Below are 24,236 nucleotides of genomic sequence, written 5' to 3'. Positions count from 1 at the left end.
TTCCCGACGCCGCCGGTTCACCGGCCCCACGCCCCGGAGTCACGCGGTCCTCACCCGCCCTCGTGACGATCAACGGCATGACCTTCACCTCGCGGGCCTCGCGCCCCGCCGCCGCCGGTTCGGCGATCGCCCTCACCGTCGCCGTCGCGCTCCTCGCCCCGACCTCGCCGGCGTACGCCGCCGCCAACGCCGTACCGACGTACGAGGTGAAGATCAACCTCACCACCGCCGCGCTGGACTCGGCCTTCGCCCCGAGCGCGGCGGTCAAGTCGGCGTTCGGCATCACCGGTTCCGCCAAGGCCCGCTCGTACAGCTACTACGACACCGACGCCCTGGCCCTCGACGCCGAGGGGTGGAGCGTCCGCCTCCGCCACAAGAGCGGCTCGTCCTTCGAGGAGACGTACAAGAAGCGTTTCCCCGTGACGAACGGCGACATCGCCGCCGCCCTCACCACGGCCAACGCCGCGGGCTTCGACAGCGGCGACACCAACTACGACGCCGAGGTCGACTGGGGCTACGCCAAGCAGACGCTGAGCTTCAGCACCGAGAAGAGCCACAGCGCCAGCGGCTACTCGGGCACGGCGATGCCGTCGAGCACGACCGGCCGCACCTGGCTCGTCAACGACATCCCCGGCAAGCTGCAGGACTGGGGCAGCGCCGGCTGGGGCAAGAACACGCTCCAGCTCTCCCGCGCGCACGGGCCGGTGACCGCCAAGGTGTACGGCGGCGCCTGGGGCCCCTCGGACGACGCGAGCATCGAGGTGCTGCCGGTCGTCGGAGCGGGCGGCACGGGTACGGAGTACGTCGTCGAGCTGTCGTTCAAGACGGACTCGTACGCCGACGCGGCCGACCTCCACGAGGACGCCATCGCCGTCGCCGAGGCCAACGGCTGGCTCTTCCACGGCGACATCCTCAAGACGCAGCTGATCCTCGACCGCTACTGACAGGTAGGGCCACGGAGACGCGCGTTCACCCAGGACTCGCCCTGCCGTCGCACACCCGTAGTCCGGCGTTGTGCGCGGAAACGGACCATGAGCCCGCCCTCACCGGCGACTTTCCATGTGTGTGTCCCCAGGGAGTTCAGATGAATCCGCGTCTCCTGCGCCGGCCCGCCGCCGTCGTGCTTCCCCTCTCCACCGCCCTCGCGCTCTCGGTGGTGGTGGGCACGGCCGACGCGACGCCGGCGCACCACGACGCCACCGCGCGGGTCGTCTCCACCGCGACGCTGCCCGACATCCCGCTGGCCGCCTTCAGCAACGGCCTGCCGGCCGGCAGCGTCGCCGACGACCGGGGAGTCGACCTCGGCGGCATAGGCAGCGACCTGTTCCCGGCCGAACGGCCCGGCGAGTACTGGACCGTCACCGACCGCGGCCCCAACGGCCAGATCTCCGTGGGCAAGGACAAGCGCCGCACGTTCCCCGTGCCCGGCTTCGACCCGGCCATCGTGAAGATCCGCGCGGTCGGCGGCCGCATCCAGGTCCTGCGCTCCATCCCGCTCACCACGGCGTCCGGTGCCCCCGTCACCGGCCTGCCCAACCAGCCCGGCCGCGACGAGGCCCCGTACACGTACGACGCCTCCACCCCGCTCTCGTACAACCCCAACGGCCTGGACACCGAAGGCATCGTGCGGGACCGGGACGGCGGCTTCTGGCTGGTCGACGAGTACGGCCCCTCGCTCGTGCACGTCTCCCCGCGCGGCCGGATCCTCGCCCGCCACGTCCCGAAGGGCCTCGGCCTGACGGGCGCCGACTACCCGGTGATCGAGTCGCTGCCGTCGATCTTCCTGCAGCGCAAGATCAACCGCGGCTTCGAGGGTCTCGCGCTGCTCCCCGGCGGCGACCTGGTGATGGCGCTGCAGAGCCCGCTGCTCAACCCCGACAAGGCGGCAGGGGAGAGCTCCCGCACCACGCGCCTGCTGCGCTTCTCGACCCGCACGCACGAGGTCACCGCCGAGTACGCGTACCGCTTCGACCCGGTCGAGGTCGTCGAGCCCGGCCAGACCAAGACCTCCGAGCTCAAGATCTCCGCCCTCGTCGCGCTCGGCGGCAACCGCCTCCTCGTCCAGGAGCGCACCGACAAGGCCTCACGCGTGTACGAGGTGAACCTCCGCCGCGGCACGGACATCCTCGGCACCACCTGGGACACCGCCGCCGGCCCGACCCTGGAGCAGCTCGACGACACGGCGTCGGCGGAGGTCCCGGTCCTGGACAAGCGCCTGGTCCTCGACCTGAACACGGTCGAGGGCGTCCCCGGCAAGATCGAGGGCATCGCGCTCGAAGGCTCCTCGACCCTCGCCCTGATCAACGACAACGACTTCGGCATGACCGACGGCCCCGCGGCCTTCGACGCGGCCGGCCGCCTGGTCGACAGCGGCGTCGAGACGACCCTGGTCCGCGTGAGACTGACCCACCCGATCCGCTGACCCCGGACCGAGCTCCTCGGCGCGGCCGTGCCGAGGAGCGTCACGTGCCCGTGCCCGTGCCCGTGCCGGAGCCGTGAGAGGTGGCCGACGACCGGCTCCATCCGGGCAGGCTGTCGGCCCTTCCGGCATCCCACCCACGTGCACGAGGCGAGGGCTACGCCACGTCGACGCCGTATCCACGGACGAGGGACTCCAAGCCACGGTCGTAGCCCTGGCCGACGGCGCGGAAGCGCCACCGCGAGTCCCGACAGTAGATCTCGGCGAGGAGCAGGGTGCGTTCGCTGGTGGCGGCGTCCAGAGTGGCCTGGGCCGCGGCCGGAGCATCGACGCCCGGTGCGAGGGTGATCTGGACCGCTCCGATGTCCCCGAAAGTGGCCGCACCGTCGATGGCGGCGGCGATCGCGATCCGGTGGGCGGCGGGAGGCAGCGCCGCGAGATCGACGGCGATGGTCTGCTCGGTCGGACCGTCGCAGAGGAGACGGGTGGCTCCGTCGGGGCTTTCCGGCGCGCTGTAGAAGACGAAGTCCCCATCGGAGGAGACCTGCTCGTCCTCGTCGAGGACGAAGGCGACGACGTCGATCTCGCAGTTCGTCTGCTGCGCCCAGGAGGCACTCACGTGCCAGTGGCCGGCGGTGTGAAGCGTGGGGAGATCGATGACTCCGCCGCGCGGGAGAACGTCGGGCGTCGCGTCGTTCCGGGTGGGGACGTCGGCCGGCTCGGAGGTGGGGGATCCGAGCCATCCGTGCGCGTGGACCGGAAGTTCCAACGCGGTGATGCGGGCCATGCGGCGGTCGAGTTCACCTCCGGGGAAGAGGACGACGTCGGTGACGCTCGCGGAGAGGTTGATCGCGGCGGCCCCGCCCAGTTCGACGACCCTGGCCCGGGCGGCGGATGCCTCTTCGTGGGTGCCGCCCAGAATCAGGACCCGTCGACGGCCGAACGGCTTGGCGGAATGCGGGGACTCGGGCCGCCTGAGCGCCGGTACGTCCGCGACGGCTGCGGTCGCAGCAGGGGACGGCGTCGGCGTGGGCATCGTGGGCGGCGTGGCCGGGGTCGTCGCTTCCGGGGTCGTCGCTTCCGGGGTCTTCCTCGGTGTCTGACTCTCGTGCGGTGTTCCGGGGCGCACCTCTCCCAGCAGCTTGAGGAAGGTGTGCTCGTCGATGACCGTGACGCCTTCGGCGATCGCGCGCTGCGCCTTCGCCGAGCCCGAAGCCCCGTCGTTGGTGACGAGAGCGCTGGTGTGCCGGCTGACCGACGACATGATGTTCAGGCCGGCTGCGACGGCCCGGGCCACCAGCTCGGCCCGGGAGGTCGCGGTCTCGCCCGTGATGGCGATCTTCATGCCTTGGACGAGCGGACCGCCGAGCGCCGGACGGCCAGGGTTCCGGTAGGCGCACGGGGTCTTCGGCGGATTCGGCGCGAACTGCGGATCCTGTCGGGGAGGGCAGGGCACCAGTGGCAGCGGGACGTCCAGCCGCGCGGCTTCGGAGAGGGACGACCGGAAGATCCCCGCGAGGACGCGCGTGTCGTCCAGCGCGTCATGGGCTTTGGTCTGCAGCACGCCGTAGTGAGCGGCCAGTGACGCCAGGCTGAGGTCGGCGACGGGCGGTTCCACTCGCCGGTTCAGGGCCAGGGTGCACAGGCGCTGGGTGACGGGGAGATGGAGCCGGGCGCGCGCGAACTCATGGGCCAGGAAGTCGTAGTCGAACTGTGCGTTGTGGGCCACCATGACGCGGTCCTGCAGGAGCGCTCCGATCCGTCCGGCCACTTGCTCGAAGGCCGGGGCGCCGCTCAGCCGTTCCGCGGTCAGGCCGTGGATGTGCACCGGGCCGGGGTCGCAGCCTGGGTTCAGCAGGGTGGAGTACTCGCCGGTCTGGATCCCGTCCGGCCCGAAGGTCAGCACCGCGATCGAGAGGATCCGGTCACGCCGGGCGATCAGACCGGACGTCTCGACGTCGATCAGGGCCCAGTCGTACGCGTAGTCGGGCAGGCGTGACACGTCGAGCGCGGCGGCGAGGGACATGGCAGTAAGGATGATCCGGACGCGATCGCGTCTTCAACCCGAATGCCGATTTGTCCCCTCGGTCTTACCGGGAGCCGCCTCGAACCTTCGGGCTGATTTCGGGCCGAAGGGCCGCCGGAGGCCACTACCGGCCGTCCGAGAGTCTCTCCCGGACACCCCCACCCCCGATCGAAAACCGGCCATGACCAGCAAAAAGACCCTCCCGAAGGAGGGTCTTCCGTCGTGCGCCCCCGGCAGGACTCGAACCTGCGGCCAAGTGCTTAGAAGGCACCTGCTCTATCCACTGAGCTACGGGGGCCGGATGGTGGCCGTGTGGCCAGGAGACCCTGGTGGGTGGGGTGTGGCCTTGCCGGGACAAGGATAGGGCTCCGATCGCCTTGGCCCGGTTGCTTCACCTGCGTGGCACGATGTGGAGGTTCGGTGAAGCGGAACGATAATCGCAGGCAGGTGCGATTCGCGCAGCGCTTTTCACGCCACTGGGGGCGGGTGTTGTGCACTCGTTATGCCTGCCGCCCCGGTCGCCCTTCCTCTCCCTCGGCGCGCAGGGCGCTTATACGCTTCAAAAACACTCATAAATTGGGCATTCTTCGCATGTGGTGACCTTGGACGAACGGCCTCAGCTGATCGACGCACTCTCCGCCCTGCGCGACCGTGTCGCTGCCGTGCGTCTCCCACTCCCTCTCCCCGGCGCTTCACGCGCCCGGCAGACCCGGGCCGAGCTCCTCGCTCAGCTCGACGACTATCTGGTGCCCCGCCTGAAGGATCCCGACGCCCCCCTCCTCGCCGTCGTCGGCGGATCCACCGGGGCCGGGAAGTCCACGCTCGTCAACTCCCTTGTCGGGCGGCGCGTCAGCGAGTCGGGGGTGCTCAGGCCCACCACCCGGACTCCCGTCCTCGTGTGCCACCCCGAGGACCACCACTGGTTCGCCGGAATGCGCGTCCTCCCGCAGCTCACCCGCGTCTGGCTGCCGCAGGCCGACGAGGAGCACTCCACCGAGGAGCCGCCCGAGGAGAACGCCCTCAGGGTCGAGACGGCCGCCTCCCTGCCCCGGGGGCTCGCCCTCCTCGACGCCCCCGACATCGACTCCCTCGTCGTCGAGAACCGGCTTCTCGCCGCCGAGTTGATCTGCGCCGCCGACATCTGGGTGATGGTCACCACCGCCTCGCGGTACGCCGACGCCGTGCCCTGGCACCTTCTTCGTACCGCCAAGGAGTACGACGCCACCCTCGTCACCGTCCTCGACCGCGTCCCGCACCAGGTCATCGGCGAGGTCTCCCGCCAGTACGAGGCCCTCCTCGACAAGGCGGGGCTCGGCGACGTGCCCCGCTTCACCATCCCCGAGCTCCCCGAGTCCGCCGGCGGCGGCAGCGGGCTGCTGCCCGACAGTGCCGTCGCCCCGCTCCGCGGCTGGCTCGCCCACCGCGCCGAGGACCCGGCCGCCCGCCAGCAGGCCGTCTCCCGGACCGCCACCGGCGTCATCGACTCCCTCGACGCCCGGCTCCCCGAACTCGCCGGCGCGGTCGCGGCCCAGTACGCCTCCGCCGTCCGGCTCGGCGGCGTCGTCGTGACCGCCTACCGCGATCAGGCCAAGCGGGTACGCAAGGAGCTGGGCCGCGGCGCCGTCCTCTCCGGCGACGCCCGCACCCGCTGGCGCGGCTACCCCCGCGACAGCACCGCCGACGAACTGCTCGACGCCCTCGCCGAGTCCCTCGCCGCCCTGCTGCACTGCGCGGTGGCCGCCGCCGAGGAGCGCGTACGGGACACCTGGCACCGCGACCCCGCCTCCGGCGCCCTGGGCCCTCCGCGGACCGGCGGAGACCGGGAGGCGGGGGAGCGGATCGGTGTGGAGGTACGCCGCTGGCGCCGCGTACTCGAAGAACTGGCCGAGGAGGAGGTCCGGAACATCGAGCGCCCTGCCGGCTCCCGGGCCTCCCGGGCCTCCCGCGCTTCCCGCGCCGCCGTCCCCGAGGCCGACACCGTCGCCGCCCTCCTCGCCGCCTCCCTCCTCGGCGGCCGGCGCGCCCGGGCGGCGGGCGACCGGCTCGCCGAACTCCTCGGCGCCCAGGCCGCCCTGCGCCTGCGCGACAAGGGCGGCGAGCTGGTCCTCTCGTGCGTCGACCGCGTCCTCCACGCCGAGCGCGACCGGCGCCTCGCCCCTCTCGACGGGCTCGCCATGACCCCCGAGCCGCAGGCGGAGCTCATCGCCGCGCTCTCCGTACTGCAGAAGGAGAAGTGACGTGGTGGACGACACCCGTGGGAGTGGGAGTGGGAGTGGGAGTGGGAGTGGCCGTGGTCGCGAACGGGGGCGTGAGCGCTGGGACGACGGGCTGATCGCTCGGCGCGCCGGCGAGCGGGCCCCCGACGTGGTGGCGGACGGAGAGCGCGAAGCGCCGGAGGAGGACACGCTTCCGCCCCTCGGCGGGAACTACGGCGGTCCCCTCCGTACCCGCCTCGACGCCCTCCACGAGCTCGTCGGGCTCTCCCGTACGCGTGTCGAGAGCGCGGCCCTCGCCGAGGCGGGTCGCGTCCTCGACGAGGCGGCCGCCCGCCAGCGGCTCTCCTCCCGGCACACCGTGATCGCCCTCGCCGGCGCCACCGGCAGCGGCAAGTCCACCCTCTTCAACGCCCTCGCCGGCGTCCCCGTCTCCGAGACCGGGCTGCGCCGCCCCACCACCTCCGCGCCCATCGCGCTCAGCTGGTCCGAGGGCGCCGCCGGCCTGCTCGACCGGCTCGCCGTCCCCAGCCGACTGCGCCGCCGCCCCCTCGCCGGCGGCGCCGCCGACGCCGACCTCCAGGGCCTCGTCCTCATCGACCTGCCCGACCACGACTCGGCGGTCACCGCCCACCGCGACCAGGTCGACCGCGTCCTCGGCCTCGTCGACGCCGTCATCTGGGTCGTCGACCCCGAGAAGTACGCGGACGCCGCCCTCCACGAGCGCTACCTCCGCCCGCTCGCCGGCCACGCCGAGGTCACCTTCGTCGTCCTCAACCAGATCGACCGGCTCGGCACCGACGCCGCCGACCTCGTCCTCGACGACCTGCGCCGCCTCCTCGACGAGGACGGCGTGGCCCTCGGCGAACACGGCGAGCCCGGCGCCACCGTCCTCGCCGTCTCCGCGCTCAGCGGCGAAGGGGTTCCCGAACTCCGCGAACTCGTCGGCCGGTTCGTCCAGGAACGGACCGCGCCCGAACGCAGGCTCGCCGCCGACATCGACGCCGCCGCCGTCCGGCTGCGCCCGGCGTACCTCGCCGACGGCCGTTCCGGCCTCGACGAGCGCGCCCGGGAGGACTTCGCGGACCGGCTCGCGATCGCCGTCGGCGCCCATGCCGCCGGGGAGGCCGCCGAACGCGTCTGGCGCCGGGGAGCCATCCGCGCCTGCGGTACGCCCTGGCTGCGGCTCTACCGCTGGTACGAGCGGCTGCGCGCGCACGGTTCCACCGACCCGCGCCTCGCCTCCCCCGCCGAGGACGAACTGACGGCCCGCCAGCGCGTCGAGCAGGCCGTCAGGATCGTCGCCGACGAGGCCTCGCGAGGGCTCCCCACCTCTTGGGCGCAGGCGGTACGCGAGGCCGCGGCGCGCGGGGCCGACGGGTTGCCGGAGGCCCTGGACGAGCTGACGGCGAGCATGGGTGACCCGGCCGCCCGGCCGCCGCGCCCCGCCTGGTGGCCCGCCGCCGTCCTCGCCCAGGTGGTGATGACGCTCCTGCAGCTCTTCGGCGCGCTGTGGCTGGTGGGCCAGATCGTCGGCGTCGTACAGCCCGGTCTGCTCCCGCCGGTCCTCGTGATGATCGGCGGCATCGTCGGCGGGCCGTTCGTCGAATGGGCCTGCGAGGGCGCCGTGAAGGGCCCGGCCCGGCGGTACGGACAGGAGGCCGAGCGCCGCCTGCGGGAGGCGGCCGCCGCCTGCGGCCGGGCCCGGGTGCTCGACCCGGTGTCGGCGGAGTTGATGCGCTACCGGGAGGTGCGCGAGCAGTACGCGACGGTGGTGGGCACCCGCCCCTCGGCCCGCGTCGTCGGCGGCGGCGGCCGCTTCGGTACGACGCGGATGGGGGCGACGAGGGCAGGGGTGCGGGGGAGGTAGCGGGGGGAGGCGTCGGGGGAGGGGTGTCGGCGGCGCTGCCCGTCGTGACCCGGGCTCGCCTCAGCTCCTCCCAGGGCCCGTCTCCCGACGCGTTTCCCCCTTCCGGGTGAGGGAGTTGTCCCCACCCCTCGGGTCGCCCACAGGCGACTGCGGGATCTCCCCGACCGCCCCCACCCTGGTGCCTACCGAGAACAACGCACAGGTGGGGGCGGGACCATGAACGACACGACCGTGACGCTCGTCGGCAACGTGGCGACGGCGGTGGAGTACCGGGACACGGCGGCCGGCGGGGTGGCCCGGTTCCGTTTCGCGGTGACCGCGCGCCGCTGGGACCGGGAGCGGGGGCTCTGGTCCGACGGGAACACCAGCTTCTATACGGTGTCGGCCTGGCGGTCGCTGGGGGCCAACCTCGCGGCCTCGGTCTCCGTGGGTGAACCGCTCGTGGTGCACGGGCGGCTGAGGGTGCGGGAGGACGAGCGCGACGGTCAGCGCAAGACCTTCGTGGACGTCGACGCGCTGGCCGTGGGCCACGATCTGACGCGGGGTACGGCGGCCTTCCGGCGCGCGGCCAGGACGGAGCCGGGGACCCGGCCGGAGTCGGAACCGACCCTCGGGCAGGAGTCGGATCAGGACCCCTGGACGGAGGCCACGCAGCGCCTGGTGACCGTTCCCTGACCATGTGTCGTGGGGATTTGTCGACCAACTCGCCGTGGGGATAACGATTCCGAGACGGAATGGTTATCTGAACGTATGGCCGGGCACCCGGGGGTTCCACGTCCCTAGGATTCCCGAGTACTCATGTGGCACATGAGCCCATCGAGTCCGTGAGTCTGCTGGCGTGCGCTCCCCCCACGCGAATCAACCGTGTTCGCGGAGTGACGCGCCCGGAGGGGAATGCAATGTATTCAGTTCGTGGGCGTGGCGCTGCCCGTCTGGCCGCCGCGACCCTGGTCTCCGGCCTCGTCGCGGCCGGAGCGATAGCGACCGCCGCTCCTGCCCTGGCCGCCGACGACGCCCCGGGTACGGGTGGCGCGACGGCGAAGCTCGGCACCATCGTCGAGGGTGGCGACGTCAAGATCGTCGAGAAGGACGGCACGGAGCGGCCGAACCCGGTCGGTGGCGGCCTCTTCACGATGGAGGTCGAGGGTGGGGGAACCCTCTCGACCTACTGCATCGACTTCCACACCGAGGCGCGGCACGAGTACCGCTACAAGGAGGTGGGCTGGAGCGAGTCGTCCCTGCACAACAACGAGAACGCGGGCAAGATCCTCTGGATCCTCGAGAACGCCTACCCGAAGTTCTCCGTCGAGGCGCTCGGCCAGAAGCTCGGTGTCGACCTCTCCAAGGACGAGGCCGCGGCGGGTACGCAGGCCGCGATCTGGGCCTTCTCCGACGGTGTCACGGCGACGCCGGTGGAGCAGGACGCCAAGAAGCTGACCGACTACCTGGTCGCGAACGTGGTCGACCTCGAGGAGCCGACGGCCTCCCTGAGCCTGTCCCCGTCCTCCGTCGCCGGCAAGGCCGGCGGGCGCATCGGCCCGATCACCGTCTCCACCAACTCCACCAACGACGAGCCCACGATCTCGGTCGCCCCGGGCGCCCCTGAGGGCGTCAAGATCGTCGACGGCACCGGCAACCTCGTCACCAAGGCCAAGAACGGCGACCAGGTCTACTTCGACGTCCCCGCCGGTACCCCCGACGGCGCCGCCGAGCTGAAGGCCGAGTCCACCACCACGGTCCCGCGCGGCCGCGCCTTCGTCTCCATCGACGGCCCCTCGCAGACCCTGATCCTGGCCGACTCCACCAACTCCACCGTCACCGCCAAGGCGACCGCGAGCTGGGCGAAGACGGGTGCCGTCCCGGCCGTCACGGTCGCGAAGGACTGCGCCAAGGGCGGCCTGGAGGTCGTCGCCTCCAACGCGGGCGACGAGCCCTGGACCTTCGACCTGAAGGGCACCTCGCACACGATCGCCCCGGGTGAGACGAAGACCGTGGCGGTCCCGCTCGCCGAGGACGAGGCGTACGACTTCACGATCACCGGTCCGAACGGCTTCAAGAAGACCTTCGAAGGCGTCCTCGACTGCAAGACGGCCACCCCGGGCCCGCAGCCCTCGGAGACCCCCTCCACCGAGCCGTCCACCGAGCCCTCGACGGAGCCCACCCCGTCGACGTCCCCGTCGACCCCGGGCACCACCACCGGTGACACCACGGGCGGCACCACCGGCACCACCGGCGGCGGCGACCTCGCCGAGACCGGCAGCTCCAACGCCACCCCGATGATCGCCGGCATCGCCGCCGCGCTCGTCGTGATCGGCGGCGGCGCGGTGTTCTTCCTCCGCAAGAAGAAGACCGCCGGTAACTGACGGCTCCCCCGGTGCCGGCTTCGCGTCGGCACCGGACGCCCGACCTCGCAGAGTGATCCGCGCCGGACGCGCCTCGCTCCGTGAGACCCAGCACGGCCCCGGACCGCACCCGCGCCCGGGGCCGTCGCATGTTCCGACCCCTTCTCGGTCCACAGGAAGGCCCCCGGCGGTTGGCCGGCTGGGGGGACGCGCCGTGAGGACGGCGGGGCTGTCCCAGGGACCTCCGAGGCAGCCCCGCCGTCCGGAACGACTGGAAGCAGACAGCGTGAAATTCGACGTATTCCACATCAGTGCAAGCCTTGTGACTGTCGCCTTGACGGCACTCTCGGCGACCGCCTGCGGGGCGAGTAAACCCTCCTACGTCTCTCCGAAGACCGTGCATCATTCCGAATTGGTCGGCCGATGGGACGGGGATCAGGAGTGTGAGTCGCCGCTTCCGTTCATTCGGCTGCGTGATGACTACACATTTGTTGCCAAGGATTACCCCATCGAGTGGGGAGGCCCCGGTGAGCAGGTGAAACGTACGTCAGCCGGCGGAAAATGGCATGCGGTCATCAACGACCCCGGCCTGCCGCCCTATGTGGTGCTTCGTTTCGAGAATCGGAACGGCACCGAGCTTCTCACGCTTACCTTGGAGCAGGGGGAGATGCAGATGAATGGGGGTGTCCAGGCGGATGGGGGAGATCCGTATGTTCGCTCGTGTCACTACAAGCGCAGTTCCATCGACCCTGAATTCGGCCGATAGCGGGTCTGCCAAGCGAACGGCCCTCCCCGGGCCGTCTGCGGGCCGTGCGAGGGGGCTCGGAGGTGACCGGTGGCGACCGGCAGTGACAGGGGCGCTCCGAGGGTGATCCCGGAAGCCGCAGGTCAGCGGGTACCTCGCCTACTGGTTCGCCCCCGGGGGTGGCGGTCAGGCAAGATGGGGTGTATCTGCCCACTCACTCCTAGCCGGACGGTTTCTCTTGGCTGAGTACATCTACACGATGCGCAAGACGCGCAAGGCGCACGGCGACAAGGTCATCCTCGATGACGTGACGCTGAGCTTCCTGCCGGGTGCGAAGATCGGTGTGGTCGGCCCGAACGGTGCCGGTAAGTCCACCGTTCTGAAGATCATGGCGGGCCTGGAGCAGCCGTCCAACGGTGACGCGTTCCTGTCCCCGGGCTTCAGCGTCGGCATCCTCATGCAGGAGCCGAAGCTGGACGAGGCCAAGACGGTCCTGGAGAACGTCCAGGACGGCGCCGCCGAGATCATGGGGAAGCTCAAGCGCTTCAACGAGGTCGCCGAGCTCATGGCGACCGACTACTCGGACGCGCTGATGGACGAGATGGGCAAGCTCCAGGAGGACCTGGACCACGCCAACGCCTGGGACCTCGACGCGCAGCTTGAGCAGGCCATGGACGCGCTGGGCTGCCCGCCCGGCGACTGGCCGGTCACCAACCTCTCCGGTGGCGAGAAGCGCCGCGTGGCGCTCTGCAAGCTGCTGATCGAGGCCCCGGACCTGCTCCTCCTCGACGAGCCCACCAACCACCTCGACGCCGAGTCGGTGAACTGGCTGGAGCAGCACCTCTCGAAGTACGCGGGCGCCGTCGTCGCCGTCACGCACGACCGGTACTTCCTGAACAACGTCGCCGAGTGGATCCTCGAGCTCGACCGCGGCCGCGCGATCCCCTACGAGGGCAACTACTCCACGTACCTGGAGAAGAAGGCCACGCGTCTCAAGGTCGAGGGCCGCAAGGACGAGAAGCGCGCCAAGCGCCTCAAGGAAGAGCTGGAGTGGGTCCGCTCCAACGCCAAGGGCCGGCAGACCAAGTCCAAGGCGCGCCTCGCCCGCTACGAGGAGATGGCGGCCGAGGCCGACAAGATGCGGAAGCTGGACTTCGAGGAGATCCAGATCCCGCCGGGCCCGCGTCTGGGCTCCATCGTCGTCGAGGTCAACAACCTCTCCAAGGCGTTCGGCGACAAGGTCCTCGTCGACGACCTGTCCTTCACGCTGCCCCGTAACGGCATCGTCGGCATCATCGGCCCGAACGGCGCCGGCAAGACCACGCTGTTCAAGATGATCCAGGGCCTTGAGGCCCCGGACTCGGGCACGGTCAAGATCGGCGAGACCGTCAAGATCAGCTACGTCGACCAGACCCGTTCCAACATCGACCCCAAGAAGACCCTCTGGGCCGTCGTGTCGGACGAGCTGGACTACATCAACGTCGGCCACGTCGAGATGCCGTCGCGCGCGTACGTCAGCGCCTTCGGCTTCAAGGGCCCGGACCAGCAGAAGCCCGCCGGTGTCCTCTCCGGTGGTGAGCGCAACCGCCTGAACCTGGCGCTCACGCTCAAGGAGGGCGGCAACCTGCTGCTCCTCGACGAGCCCACCAACGACCTCGACGTCGAGACCCTCTCCTCGCTCGAGAACGCGCTGCTCGAGTTCCCCGGTGCGGCCGTGGTCATCTCCCACGACCGTTGGTTCCTGGACCGGGTGGCGACGCACATCCTCGCGTACGAGGGTGAGTCGAAGTGGTACTGGTTCGAGGGCAACTTCGAGTCGTACGAGAAGAACAAGGTCGAGCGTCTCGGACCGGACGCGGCCCGTCCGCACCGTGCCACGTACAAGAAGCTGACCCGAGGCTGAGTCCAGTGTCCAGGCACATATACAGCTGTCCCCTGCGTTGGTCGGACATGGACGCCTTCGGGCACGTCAACAACGTCGTCTTCCTGCGGTACCTGGAAGAGGCGCGGATCGACTTCATGTTCCGGCTCGCGCCGGGGGACGGTTCCCCGTCGTTCTCCGGCGGGTCCGTCGTGGCCCGGCACGAGATCGACTACAAGCGGCCGCTGGTCCACCGGCACGAGCCGGTGACCATCGAGTCGTGGGTCACGAAGATCGGCGCGGCGTCGCTGACGATCGCGTACGAGGTCAAGGACGCGGACGTCGTGTACGTCCGGGCGTCCACGGTCGTCGTGCCCTTCGACCTGGAGGCCCAGCGCCCGCGGCGGATCACCGCCGAGGAGCGGAGCTTCCTGGAGGAGTACGTGGACGACGGGATGAACTCCGCCGCATGACCGTCCTCGCTCCGCTGCACTTCGCCGACGCCCGGGAGGCGGCGGCCCTCGCCGCCTTCCTGGGCCGGCTGGTCCACTACGACCGGGCCGCCGCCGTCCGCCTCCAGGCGGGTGGCGGGGCGCTGGCCGTCTTCGGGCGGCCGTCGTCCTTCGAGGTGCTCGCGATCCGTACGGCCCGGCTCGTCGACGCCGTGGACCTGGACGTCACCGTCTCCGCCGGCGAACTCCTCGAAGGCATCGAGGAGTCGGCCGGCAAGGCGGTCGTCCCGGACTCCGTCACCGGCCCGCCCTGGGCGGGCGTCCTGCCGCCCCGGTCCGGCTGGAAGCCCGTCGCCGGGCTGCCGTCCGCCGCCGAGATGCGGGGCGCGGTCGCCGCGGCCGTCGCCGAATTCCGGGCGCGTGACGAGGAGCTGCCCGAGGAGCGGCGGACCAGGGCCGAGCGCGACCACCTCGGCCGCGAGATCTGGTCCCGGACCCTCGGCACCACCGGGCTCCCGCTGCGGGCCGTGCACGCCGCGCAGTCGCTCGGCTTCCTGCCGCCCATGCCGGAGCCCGCGCCGGAGCCCGTGCCCGAGCCCGTGCGGGAGCCCGCACAGGGGCCCGCACCGGCGTCGCCCGAAGGGACCCCGGTCGCGCTGTTCGCCTCCGGGCCGTGGCTTCGGCTGCGTACCCCGTACGGCTCCATAGCCCTCCGTACCGTGCCGATGTCCCTCGGCGTCACCCCCAGATGAGGCCGGACACGGACATCCAGGTCGACGGGCCCCTCACCGGGGACGAGCTCAACACGCTCTTCCACGCCGCCTGGCCCGGGCACCAGGACGCCGACTTCGGTCCCGTCCTCGCCCGGAGCCTGCTCCGGGCCACGGCCCGTCGCGCCGGACGGCTCGTCGGATACGTGAACGTCGTCGGGGACGGCGGCGTGCACGCCTTCCTCCTCGACACGACCGTCCACCCCGACGAGCGCCGCACCGGTCTCGGAGTCGCCCTCGTCCGCGCCGCCGCCGACGCGGCCCGGGAGCGCGGCGCCCACTGGCTGCACGTGGACTACGAGCCGCACCTCGCCGACTTCCACGAGCGGTGCGGCTTCCGGCCCACGGCCGCCGGACTCATGGCGCTGAACGACGAGCCGGCGGACACCGCCTAAGAGCTGCGGTCCTGCGCCTCGTCCGGCCAGACCCCGATGTGGTCCTGCTCCAGCTCCAGAGCCACCCGGTGCTCCATCCCGAGCGCCTGCGTGTACTCGGACGGGAGCTGAAGCCGGCCGGCGCGGTCGAGCATCGCGTACTCCCGTGCCACCAGCGACTCCTGACCCTGGTCGTCGACCTCCGTGCGGCGCAGCACCTCCGAGGAGGTGCGGCCGTCGCGGATGGCGACCGTGCGCCGCACCTCGGAGGCGACCGCCTGGTCGTGGGTGACGATCACGATCGTCGTGCCCAGCTCCTCGTTGGCGCGCCGGAAGGCCGCGAAGACCTGCTCACCGGTGGCCGAGTCCAGTTCGCCGGTCGGCTCGTCGGCGAGCAGCACCGCCGGGTTGTTGGCGAGGGCGACCGCGATCGCCACCCGCTGCTGCTGGCCGCCGGAGAGCTGGTGCGGCCGCCGGTCGCGGGCGTCCGCGATGCCCAGCATCGAGAGGAGCTCCTCGGCCCGCTCGGCCTTCCGCTTCGTACGGCCCCGCAACTGCATGGGCAGCGCCACGTTCTGGGCTGCCGTCAGGTACGGGAGGAGGTTGCGGGCGGTCTGCTGCCAGACGAAGCCGACGACCTCGCGGCGATAGCGCAGCCGCGCCTTGCCGTCCATCGCGAGCAGGTCGGACCCGGCCACCCGGGCCGCGCCGGCCGTCGGCACGTCCAGGCCCGCCAGGATGTTCATCAGCGTCGACTTTCCGGAACCCGAGGCCCCGACCAGCGCCATCAACTCACCCTCCTTCACCAGGAGATCGAGGCCCTGGAGCGCCTGCACCTCCACCCCGTCCGTGGTGAAGATCCGGACCAGGCGGTCGCAGGCGATGAGCGCGTCGTGCCCGTACGAGGGCCGGTCGCGCCGCGCCGCCGCCCGCTGCTCCAGCTCCGCCAGCGTGGTGCCCGGAGCGGTGTCGTCGAGGGTCGTGCCGGTCTTCGTCATCGTGCGTCTCCTGCCCTCAGTTCCTTGATCGAGCCCCTGCGCCCCGCCCACCAGGCCTGCCCGGCCGCCGCCGCCCCCGTCAGGAGGACCACGGCCAGCGCGGGCAGCACCAGCGACCACGGGTCCGCCCGCAGCGGGGCGCTGTCCAGCGGCGCCAGACCCGGTGACGTCGCGAGCGCCAGCCGGAACAGGTCGATGCCCGGGGCGAGCAGCGGCACCGTCGCCCAGCCGACCAGCATCCCGCCGAGCGCAGCGAGGAACGCCTGCGGCAGCGCCTCGAGGCCGAGCAGCCGCCGTCCCTGCTTCCGGGTCAGTCCCATCGTCCGCAGCCGCGCGAGGAGCGTGGTCCGCTCCGGCGCGCTCTGCATCAGGGAGAGCAGCACGGCCACGACCGCGAAGCCGGCGCCCGCGCCGATCGCTCCCGCGTAGATCCGCTCGGCGCCCGACTGGAGCGGCGAGTTCACATAGGTGGACCGCTGTTCGGCGCGGAGCGTCACGGTGAAGTCGTCGGACTTCGCCGTCACGACGGCGCGCAGGGCCGCCCCGTCCACCGACGGCCCGGTGACGAGCAGCGCGGTGGGCCGCGCGTGGACCAGGTCGGCGGCGTTGACGAGCAGGAAGTCGGCGCCCGTCAGGGCCGGGGTGGTCGACCGGACGGCGACCACCTTCACCCGGAACACCCCGGCCGCCGCCACGATCTCCAGCGGCTCACGGCCCAGCCGTTCGGCGACGGAGGGCGAGGCGATCGCGGGCAGCACCCGGTCGGTGTCGGCCACGGCGTCCTTGCCGCCCGTCCCGGTCGACGCGAGCAGCGCGGCCGGGAACGGGCCGAAGCCGGTCCGCTTCGCGAGCCGCGTGTACGAGTCCGGTTCGACGCCCACGAGCGGCGCGCTCATCGGCAGGGCGGAGGTCCCCTCGTGGGACGGCAGGGCCACCCCGTACTCGACCTGTACGGGGGCCAGGTCCCGTACCCCCGCGGTACCGCGCACGGACTCGGTGAGTCCGTCCGGCAGCGGGGTCCACTCGACCGAGCCGTCGATCCGGGCGTCCGCGCCGGTCGCCAGGAGCGCGGCCCGGTCGCGGGCGTCGGCGACGCCGGCGAGGACCGAACCGCCGAACGCGGCCGTGGTCAGTGCGAGGACCAACGCGAGCAGCGGCAGCGCGCCCGTCGAGGACGAGCGCCCGGCCCTGGCCAGGGCCAGCGGGCCGACGACCCCGCGCAGCCGGCGGGCCGGACGGGCCAGCCACCGCAGCGGCAGCGGATAGATCCGTACGAGGACGAGTGCGGCGATCACGCCGACGAGCACCGGGGCGGCGCTCACCAGATGGTCGCCGGAGTCGCCGGTGCCGCGCAGCCGCAGCGAGGCGACGGCGCCCACGGCGAGGACGAGCAGGGTGAGTTCGGTGACCGTACGGCGCCGGGAGGGGCGGGCGGTGAGCAGGTCGTCGCGTCCGCCGTGCAGACGCGGGCGACGGTGCAGGACGACCGCCCGCAGCGGCAGGACCAGCATCGCGAGGGCCGCGACGACGACGGCGGCGAGGACGGAGGGCGCGAGGGGGATGCCGCCGGCGAATCCGGACAGGACCCCGGACCCGGCCGCCGTAGCGCTTCCCGTTCCCGTTGCCGTGCCGGTCGTGGCACCGGCCGGTCCTCGTACCGTCGCCACGGCGGCGGCGAGGCCGAGCGCGGCGGCCGGCACGGCCACCGCCGAGGTCTCGCCCAGCAGCCGCAGACCGATGCCGGTCAGCGAGGCGCCGCGCGAGCGGAGCAGCGCCAGCTCGCCGTCCCGCCGGGAGGCGAAGAGGCCACCCGTCATCGCGAGGACGACGGCGGCGACCGCACCGATCCCGAAGACGGCGACGGCCACGACCGGGTTGATCGCCTCGCGCATCGAACGGAACGAGTCGACGATCGCGTCGAGTTCGGTGACGAAGGTGCCGGTGGGCCCCATGACCTGGCGCATCTTGACCAGGTCGGGCCCGCCGTCCGCCGCGTCGAGGGCGGTGTCGAGCCGGGCGAGGTCCTGTCCGGTGAGATGGCCGGCCGTGGGCATGAACCGCCAGTAGAGCTCCGGGTCGCCGGTGGTGGAGATCAGCACGGGCGCCGAGGCGGGGGAGAGGAGTAGGGCCCCCTGCCAGTAGTACTTGAGCTCGGAGCTGACGATCGCGGCGAGCGCCGGGGTGTGCAGCAGTGGCTCCACCGCCCAGTACGCGGACTCGGTGCCGAGCGGTTCGACGATGCCGGTGACCGTCACGGCGATCGGTTCCTCGCCGGACCGGCGGGGCACGTGCACGACCGCGCCGGGCTTGATGCCCAGGGCCTTGGCGGTCGCCGTGGTGACGACCGCCTCCGGCCGGCTCTTGTCGCCGGCGGCGGGCCTGCCCTGCCGCAGGGTCGCGTGGGCGGTCAGGTCGGACGGCGAGGAGAGCACGAACTCGGTGGGGATGCCGTCGGGCTTGGGCAGCCACGGGTCGAGGCCTGTGACCCGCTTGACCGTACGGACGCCGTAGACGGTCTGGCGGGGGTCGTCCCGCAGCGGCTCGGGGAGCCGCGCGCGCAGCGCGTCCCGCTTCCTCAGGAGGACGGCGGGCGCGAGCCCGGCCTCACGCCTGTCCTGGTCCAGGTCCAGGCCGGGCGGCTCGACGGTCAGGTCCAGGACGGTGTTGCGGGGCGCGGCGGTCTCGATCTCGTGCCGCAGGCCCTCCGTCTCGTACGCGGCGACGGACCGCGGCAGCGCGGCGGCGAGGTACGCGGTGACCAGGACGAGCAGCGCGAGGAAGCAGGCCGCCCCGGGTGCGGTCCGCAGCCGGGTCCGCACCCAGGGGGCCACGGCGCGGGCGGGCCTGCCGGACCGGGCGGGCGTGTCCGGCTGGACGGGCGTGTCCTGCTGGGCGGGCTCGTCGGACCGGGGCCGGGGCATGTCGGGGCTCTCCCTGCGTGCGGCGGACATCAGTGCTCCCCTTGGTGGCGCAGGGTCACGGCCGGGTCGGTGCGGCGCAGTGCGATCACCGCGATGATCGTCAGCGGCAGCGCCGCGACCCCGGCGAGCAGCAGTGCCACCTGGCCGAGGGGCAGCTCCACCAGGACCGGGGGGACGGGCCGGGCGGCCTGGCCGGTGAGGACGACGAGCGGGACGACGGCCCTGGCCAGGACCGCGCCGAGGCCGACGCCGACGAGCAGGCCGACGGCGATGAGGACGCCCTGTTCGGCGGCGATCAGCCGGGCGAGGCGGCGTTGCGGGGTGCCGAGCGCACGCAACACCCCGAACTCGTCGGACCGTTCCCGCATCGAACCGGCCGAACCGACCGCGAAGCCGACCGCGGCGAGTGCCGCCGCGGCCGCGGCCACCGCCATGAGGGCGGCGTTGGGGCCCGCGCCGAGCGGATCGCCGAGCAGGTCGGCGGCGGTCTCGTCGCGTACGAGGACCTGCTTCGGGTCCGCGTTCGGGCGGGCGCGCAGGGCCGCGGCGACGTCGTCCGCCCGGCCGGGCGCGACGGACAGCCACCACTCGGTGGCGGGGACGGTCGCGGTCCTGTCGGCCCGCAGGTACCGGTTGACCGAGGCCAGGTCGACGAGGATCGCGCCGCCGTCCGCCGGGACGGTGAGGGGCGAGGAGGCGGAGACGCTCGCGGCGCCCGCACCCGTGGTCGGCAGCTCCTCGACCACCCGGCCGACGGTGACGCGGATCCGCGCACCGCCGAGGGCGACCTCGACCTGGTCGCCGAGCTTGGCGCCGCTCGCCGCCATGTAGGCCTCGGTGGCCACGGCCGACAGCCGCTTCGGCACCTTCGGCGCGGGCGAGGACAGCCGCAGGGTGTACTCCTCGGTGCCCCAGTAGGGGTCCCCGGGGGTCTTGCCGATGAGTCTGTACGAGACGGAGTACGGCGCCGGGCGCCCGGTGGGCGTCGCGGAGCCGGAGCCCGTCGCGGAGCCCGAGCCGGAGCCGGTTGCCGAGCCGGGTCCGCCCTTCAGCGGGAGGGAGGGCTGCAGGTCGCCGCCCACGGTCTGCTGGGAGGCGGAGGCCCAGCCGGCGAGGACCTGCCCCGAGGCGTGCGTCCGCGGGGTGCCGTCCGGCCCGACGGTGGTGAGGCGTTCGACGTGCAGGCTCTGCTGCTGGTCGAGGCCGTCCTCGATGCGGCCGCTGACCTCCAGACCGGTGAGCGTGAGCCGGCCGCCGGAGCCGGCGTCACTCCCCGCGCCGGTGCCCGTGCCGAGACCGGACGTCAGGGCGCCGAGGTCGAGGGTCAGCCGATGGGTCCGGCCGTCGTGCGGCAGCATCCCCAGGGCCTGCCAGTACGGGATGCCGTTCGGGTCCTCGAGGACGGCCGTGACCCGGGCCTCGGGGGTGCCGGCCGGCGCGACGCCGCGCAGTTCGACGGCGAGCGTCCGGGTGCCGGCGGGCAGCGGGATCCCGGCGCGGGTCCCGGTCTCGGCGGCGAGCGGGGTGAGGACGGAGGAGGCGGGGGCGCCGGCGAGGTCGGGGCGCAGCAGCAGCGCGCCCACGGCCGTGCGGGCGTCCACGGCCAGGACGGTCGCGTTCTTCCCCGCGACGTCCACCGTGCCGCGGTGCACCGGGGCCGCGGCCGTGACGCCCGGCACGTGGGCCAGCTGTTCGGTCTGCGTCGGCTCGCCGGGGCCTGCGCCGAGGACGCGGACGGCCGCGCCGACCCGGAAGTCCGCCTGGTCCCGCTGCGACCGTTCCCACGAGTTGCTCTGCGCGATGGCGAGCATGCCCATCGCCACGGCGAGGACGAGGAGGAGGACGGGACCCGCGCCGCGCAGCGGCCGGCGGCTGAACTGCCAGCCGGCCAGGGCGGCGGAGAGACCGCGCCCGCTCGCCGCCCGCCGCTCGGCCAGCTTGGCGGCGGGGGGCAGCAGACGCAGCGTCAGGACGGTCCCGGCGAGCAGGGCGAGGGCGGGCGCGGCGACGAGCACCGGGTCCACGGAACTCCCACCGGACTCGCCCGTGCCGAGGGTCGCGCCGGCGGCGGCGGGCCGCTGGAGCTGCCAGAACGCGACGGCGGCCACGGCGAGGAGGCCGATGTCCGCCCCGGCGCGCACGGGCGCGGGCAGCGACCCCGCACGGGCCTTGCGCAGCGAGACGACGGAACCGTCCCCGGCGGCCAGCGCGGGCGCCACGACGGCCGCCGCGCAGCACAGCGCCACCGTGACGGCGACCAGCCACACCTGGAGGGAGGGCGTCGTGTCGAGCCGTACCCCCAGCTCGGAGAGCGCGGACCGCTCGGCGAAGAGCCGGGTCAGCGGACCGGTCAGGAGCGGGGCGGCGATCGCCGCGGGGAGCGCGAGCAACAGCGCCTCGGCGGCGGCGAGCCCGGTGATCCGGCGCCGTGAACCGCCGCGGGCCCGCAGCAGCGCCGTCTCCCCGGAGCGCTCGGTGCTGAGCAGCCGGGTGACGAGCAGCAGCGCGTACGCGGCGAGGAGCACCAGCTGCACGGCCACGATCAGCACGGTCGAGCGCGAGACGACCAGCGCCCGCTGGGTCTGCTCCAGGACGGTCGGGAGCGCGGTGGACGCGAAGACCGTCGTCCCGAACCGGTCGCTCTCCGCCGACAGCGCCTTCGGGCCCTCGATCGCCGCGGCGCGCAGGGCGTCCATCCGGTCGGTGGTGAGGCCGCTGAAGTCGGCGGTGCCGAGCCAGGACGTCTCGCCGGAGCTCAGCGCGCCGGAGGCGGACAGGGCCGGGTCGACGAGGAGCGGCCCGTACGTCGTGAACGCGACCGACCGGACACCGCGGCCGCCGGCCGGGTCGAGCTGCCAGTACGGGTCACCGGTGTCGACGGGCCGGTAGACGCCGGTGATCCGGGTCTTCACCTGACCGTCGCCTATTCGGTCGTCGAGGGTGAGTACGGTTCCGGGCGCGATCCGCAGCCGGCGGGCCGCCTCCTCGGGGAGCGCCGCCTCCACCACGCCGCCGGGGCGGGCGGCCGAGGGCCAGGCGCCCCGGACGAGCGAGAGGCGCGAGCGGTCGAGCGCGGCGAAGTGGGTGAGGTCGGGGTCGCCGGAGCGGGCGGCGGGCGGCTGGAGGCTGCGGGGCAGCGCGTACGGGCCGGAGCGTTCGAGGCGCCGTACGGTCACCGGCAGTCCCGCGAAGGTCTTCCGGGCTCCTTCGCGCAGGGCCTCCTCGGCGTCTGCCCGCTGCCCGGGGGGCACCTGGCCGGTCACGATCAGCGCGGCGGCGGGTGCGGAACGGCCCTGGAGACCGGCCTGGAGCGCCGCGTCCCCCACGGAGGCGGAGAACGCGGCGAGCGTGGCCAGCACGGTGGTGGTCAGCAGGACGGCGAGCAGCGCCGCGGACAGCAGTAGCCGGTGAGCCCTGACACGCAGGAATACGAACCCCGTCACCCATCCCCCTGGAAACCCTGGAAACCCCCGGACTTCCTCGGATGCTTTCAGAGTGCACGGGCCACTGGAAACCGCTTACGGACCGACCTTGATGGGATCGTGACCGTTATTCGGCGCTCCGTCTCCGGAATGTGTCCGTCCAGGGGTGGAGGTGTCGCCGTGAGTGAGCGGGGGACGGGGCAGGGGTGACGGGCCGTCAGCCGGCCGTGTTCACCATGGAGGCCGCCGCGTAGGTGAGGTAGCGCCACAGCTCCGCCTCGTGCTCGGGGGCGAGGGCGAGGTCGTCCAGGGCGTCGCGCATGTGCCGGAGCCAGGCGTCGTGCGCCTCCTGGTTCACGGTGAACGGGGCGTGCCGCATCCGCAGGCGGGGATGGCCCCGGTGGTCGCTGTACGTGCGGGGGCCGCCCCAGTACTGCATCAGGAAGAGCACGAGACGCTCCTCCGCCGGACCGAGGTCCTCCTCGGGGTACATCGGGCGCAGCAGCGGGTCCTCCGCGACGCCCTCGTAGAAGCGGCGGACCAGGCGGCGGAAGGTCTCCTCGCCGCCGACCAGCTCGTAGAAGGTCTGCTCCTGCGTCGTTTCCCCGGGAATCTCGTTCACCGTTCCATCGTCTCAGATGACCCGGCCGAGGACCGGAGGCTTAGGACCCCCCGTACGAACACCCTTGCGAGCCCCCTTGCCGGCACCCCTACGGACACCCGGGCACCCAGGCACCCGGACGGCCGCTCGCCCGCGCGCCCGGGCAGCGGGAGAGTGGAGACATGGGTGAGCCGCGGGACGAGTTCGCCGAGGCCGGCGCGCGGGAGCGGCGGGCGCTCGTGCGGGAGATCGAGGCGGACGGCGTGCTGTCCGACCCCGCCTGGCACGCCGCCTTCGCCGAGGTCCCGCGCCATCTCTTCGTCCCGTACTACTACGTCTCCGGGACCGGCGGCTACGAGCGGCTCTGGTCCGGCGACCCCGACCCCGTGCGGCGGGCGCGCTGGCTGCGCGGGGCCTACGCGGACACGGCGATCGCCACCCGCGTACGGGACGGGGAGCTGCTCTCCTCCGCCAGCCAGCCCTCTCTGATGGCGCTCATGCTCCGGGCCCTGGACGTACGCGACGGCGACGACGTCCTGGAGATCGGCGCCGGGACCGGGTACCACGCGGCCCTGCTCTGCCACCGGCTCGGCGAGGAGCACGTCACCACGATCGACCTGGAGGAGGAGATCGCCGAGTCCGCCCGGACCCATCTCGCCGCCGCCGGGTACCGGCCCGCGGTGCTCGCCGCCGACGGCGCCCGGGGCTGCCCCGAGCGGGCCCCCTACGACCGGATCGTGGCGACCTGCGCGGTGCCGGCGGTCCCGTACCCCTGGCTCGCCCAGTGCCGGCCCGGCGCGCTGGTCCTCGCCCCGCTCTCCACCGGGCTGGTCCTGCTGAGGGTGCGCGACGGTACGCACGCGGAGGGGCGGTTCCTGGAGACCTCGGCGTACTTCGTGGCGCTGCGGGGCGTCGCCGCCCACGCCTCGGAGAGCCGCGGCCCGCGCCACGGCCCCGCCGGGGACGAACGCTTCCGCTTCCTGAACGGTCTCGTCACCGAGACCCTGGACAGACGCGAAGCGCTCTCGCTCTGGCTGCGCGAGGGGCGGCCGGATCGGGAGCGCTTCGGGGTGACGGTCAGCGGCGACCGGCAGTGGGCCTGGCTGGACGAGCCCGGAGGGCCGTACGCCTGGCCACTGCCGGTGGCCTGATCGCGCGGGTGTTTCAGGGCCTGTCCGGCGGATCATGGCCGGGGTCGCGGGGCCTGGCACGGCACCTCGCC

The 24,236-nt window shown here is 73.0% G+C and carries 17 protein-coding genes and 1 tRNA gene; 12 read left to right on the top strand and 6 right to left on the bottom strand.

The genetic code is table 11. The features are described 5' to 3' along the window. The first annotated feature begins 77 nt into the window (after positions 1 to 77). Together OG580_RS12215 and OG580_RS12210 are read left to right on the top strand one after the other, a co-directional pair. Positions 78 to 944, top strand: a complete 867-nt coding sequence (locus tag OG580_RS12215; RefSeq protein WP_267043687.1) for a hypothetical protein — start codon at positions 78 to 80, stop codon at positions 942 to 944. Positions 945 to 1,084: 140 nt separating this feature from the next. Further along, entirely contained in the window at positions 1,085 to 2,422 is a 1,338-nt protein-coding gene (locus OG580_RS12210; protein WP_267043686.1) for an esterase-like activity of phytase family protein, read from the top strand. A 154-nt stretch (positions 2,423 to 2,576) separates the two neighbouring features. Here OG580_RS12210 and OG580_RS12205 read toward each other — a convergent pair whose 3' ends face one another. Next, positions 2,577 to 4,445, bottom strand: coding sequence for a TerD family protein (locus OG580_RS12205; protein WP_267043685.1), 1,869 nt, complete (start codon positions 4,443 to 4,445; stop codon positions 2,577 to 2,579). Positions 4,446 to 4,670: 225 nt separating this feature from the next. Beyond that, positions 4,671 to 4,743, bottom strand: a tRNA-Arg gene (locus OG580_RS12200). Between the two features lie 304 nt (positions 4,744 to 5,047). On the opposite strand from OG580_RS12200, the gene OG580_RS12195 reads away from it, so the two are divergent. The 9 genes from OG580_RS12195 to OG580_RS12155 all read left to right on the top strand — a co-directional run bounded on the left by OG580_RS12195 (position 5,048) and on the right by OG580_RS12155 (position 15,093). Next, a complete protein-coding gene (locus OG580_RS12195; protein WP_267043684.1) occupies positions 5,048 to 6,682 on the top strand; it encodes a dynamin family protein in 1,635 nt (544 codons plus the stop codon). 1 nt (position 6,683) lies between these two features. After that, positions 6,684 to 8,528: a GTPase gene (locus tag OG580_RS12190; protein WP_267043683.1), complete on the top strand. Its 1,845-nt coding sequence runs from the start codon at positions 6,684 to 6,686 to the stop codon at positions 8,526 to 8,528. A gap of 216 nt (positions 8,529 to 8,744) precedes the next feature. Then, the gene (locus tag OG580_RS12185) at positions 8,745 to 9,203 is read left to right on the top strand and encodes a single-stranded DNA-binding protein (RefSeq protein WP_267043682.1); all 459 of its coding nucleotides are present in this window, start codon (positions 8,745 to 8,747) and stop codon (positions 9,201 to 9,203) included. Between the two features lie 224 nt (positions 9,204 to 9,427). Next, positions 9,428 to 10,891: a Cys-Gln thioester bond-forming surface protein gene (locus tag OG580_RS12180; RefSeq protein WP_267043681.1), complete on the top strand. Its 1,464-nt coding sequence runs from the start codon at positions 9,428 to 9,430 to the stop codon at positions 10,889 to 10,891. Between the two features lie 265 nt (positions 10,892 to 11,156). Further along, entirely contained in the window at positions 11,157 to 11,636 is a 480-nt protein-coding gene (locus OG580_RS12175) for a hypothetical protein (protein WP_267043680.1), read from the top strand. Positions 11,637 to 11,853: 217 nt separating this feature from the next. Next, on the top strand, positions 11,854 to 13,518 hold the full coding sequence (gene ettA, locus OG580_RS12170) for an energy-dependent translational throttle protein EttA (protein WP_267043679.1): 1,665 nt from the start codon (positions 11,854 to 11,856) through the stop codon (positions 13,516 to 13,518). A gap of 5 nt (positions 13,519 to 13,523) precedes the next feature. Continuing rightward, positions 13,524 to 13,949, top strand: coding sequence for a thioesterase family protein (locus OG580_RS12165; RefSeq protein ID WP_267043678.1), 426 nt, complete (start codon positions 13,524 to 13,526; stop codon positions 13,947 to 13,949). Continuing rightward, positions 13,946 to 14,680: a hypothetical protein gene (locus OG580_RS12160; RefSeq protein WP_267043677.1), complete on the top strand. Its 735-nt coding sequence runs from the start codon at positions 13,946 to 13,948 to the stop codon at positions 14,678 to 14,680. Before OG580_RS12165 ends, OG580_RS12160 begins: the two co-directional genes overlap by 4 nt. Beyond that, a complete protein-coding gene (locus tag OG580_RS12155) occupies positions 14,677 to 15,093 on the top strand; it encodes a GNAT family N-acetyltransferase (RefSeq protein WP_267043676.1) in 417 nt (138 codons plus the stop codon). The genes OG580_RS12160 and OG580_RS12155 overlap by 4 nt, the downstream gene beginning before the upstream one ends. Here the strand turns inward: OG580_RS12155 and OG580_RS12150 are convergent. The 4 genes from OG580_RS12150 to OG580_RS12135 all read right to left on the bottom strand — a co-directional run bounded on the left by OG580_RS12150 (position 15,090) and on the right by OG580_RS12135 (position 23,035). Continuing rightward, a complete protein-coding gene (locus tag OG580_RS12150) occupies positions 15,090 to 16,070 on the bottom strand; it encodes an ABC transporter ATP-binding protein (protein WP_267043675.1) in 981 nt (326 codons plus the stop codon). The genes OG580_RS12155 and OG580_RS12150 overlap by 4 nt on opposite strands. Then, complete coding sequence (locus tag OG580_RS12145; protein ID WP_267043674.1) at positions 16,067 to 19,021, bottom strand: FtsX-like permease family protein; 2,955 nt, start codon at positions 19,019 to 19,021, stop codon at positions 16,067 to 16,069. The genes OG580_RS12150 and OG580_RS12145 overlap by 4 nt, the downstream gene beginning before the upstream one ends. After that, the gene (locus OG580_RS12140) at positions 19,021 to 22,434 is read right to left on the bottom strand and encodes an FtsX-like permease family protein (protein ID WP_267043673.1); all 3,414 of its coding nucleotides are present in this window, start codon (positions 22,432 to 22,434) and stop codon (positions 19,021 to 19,023) included. The genes OG580_RS12145 and OG580_RS12140 overlap by 1 nt, the downstream gene beginning before the upstream one ends. A 196-nt stretch (positions 22,435 to 22,630) precedes the next feature. Continuing rightward, positions 22,631 to 23,035 (bottom strand): globin, encoded by a 405-nt coding sequence (locus OG580_RS12135; RefSeq protein ID WP_267043672.1) that lies wholly within the window; start codon positions 23,033 to 23,035, stop codon positions 22,631 to 22,633. A gap of 161 nt (positions 23,036 to 23,196) precedes the next feature. Here OG580_RS12135 and OG580_RS12130 point away from each other — a divergent pair, with 161 nt between their 5' ends. Then, on the top strand, positions 23,197 to 24,165 hold the full coding sequence (locus tag OG580_RS12130; RefSeq protein ID WP_267043671.1) for a methyltransferase domain-containing protein: 969 nt from the start codon (positions 23,197 to 23,199) through the stop codon (positions 24,163 to 24,165). Positions 24,166 to 24,236: the final 71 nt, after the last annotated feature.

The sequence above is a fragment of the Streptomyces sp. NBC_00094 genome, from assembly GCF_026343125.1.
Lineage (GTDB): Bacteria > Actinomycetota > Actinomycetes > Streptomycetales > Streptomycetaceae > Streptomyces.
Note: the sequence above shows the minus strand (reverse complement) of the source record. Positions and strands in the feature narration are given on the sequence as shown.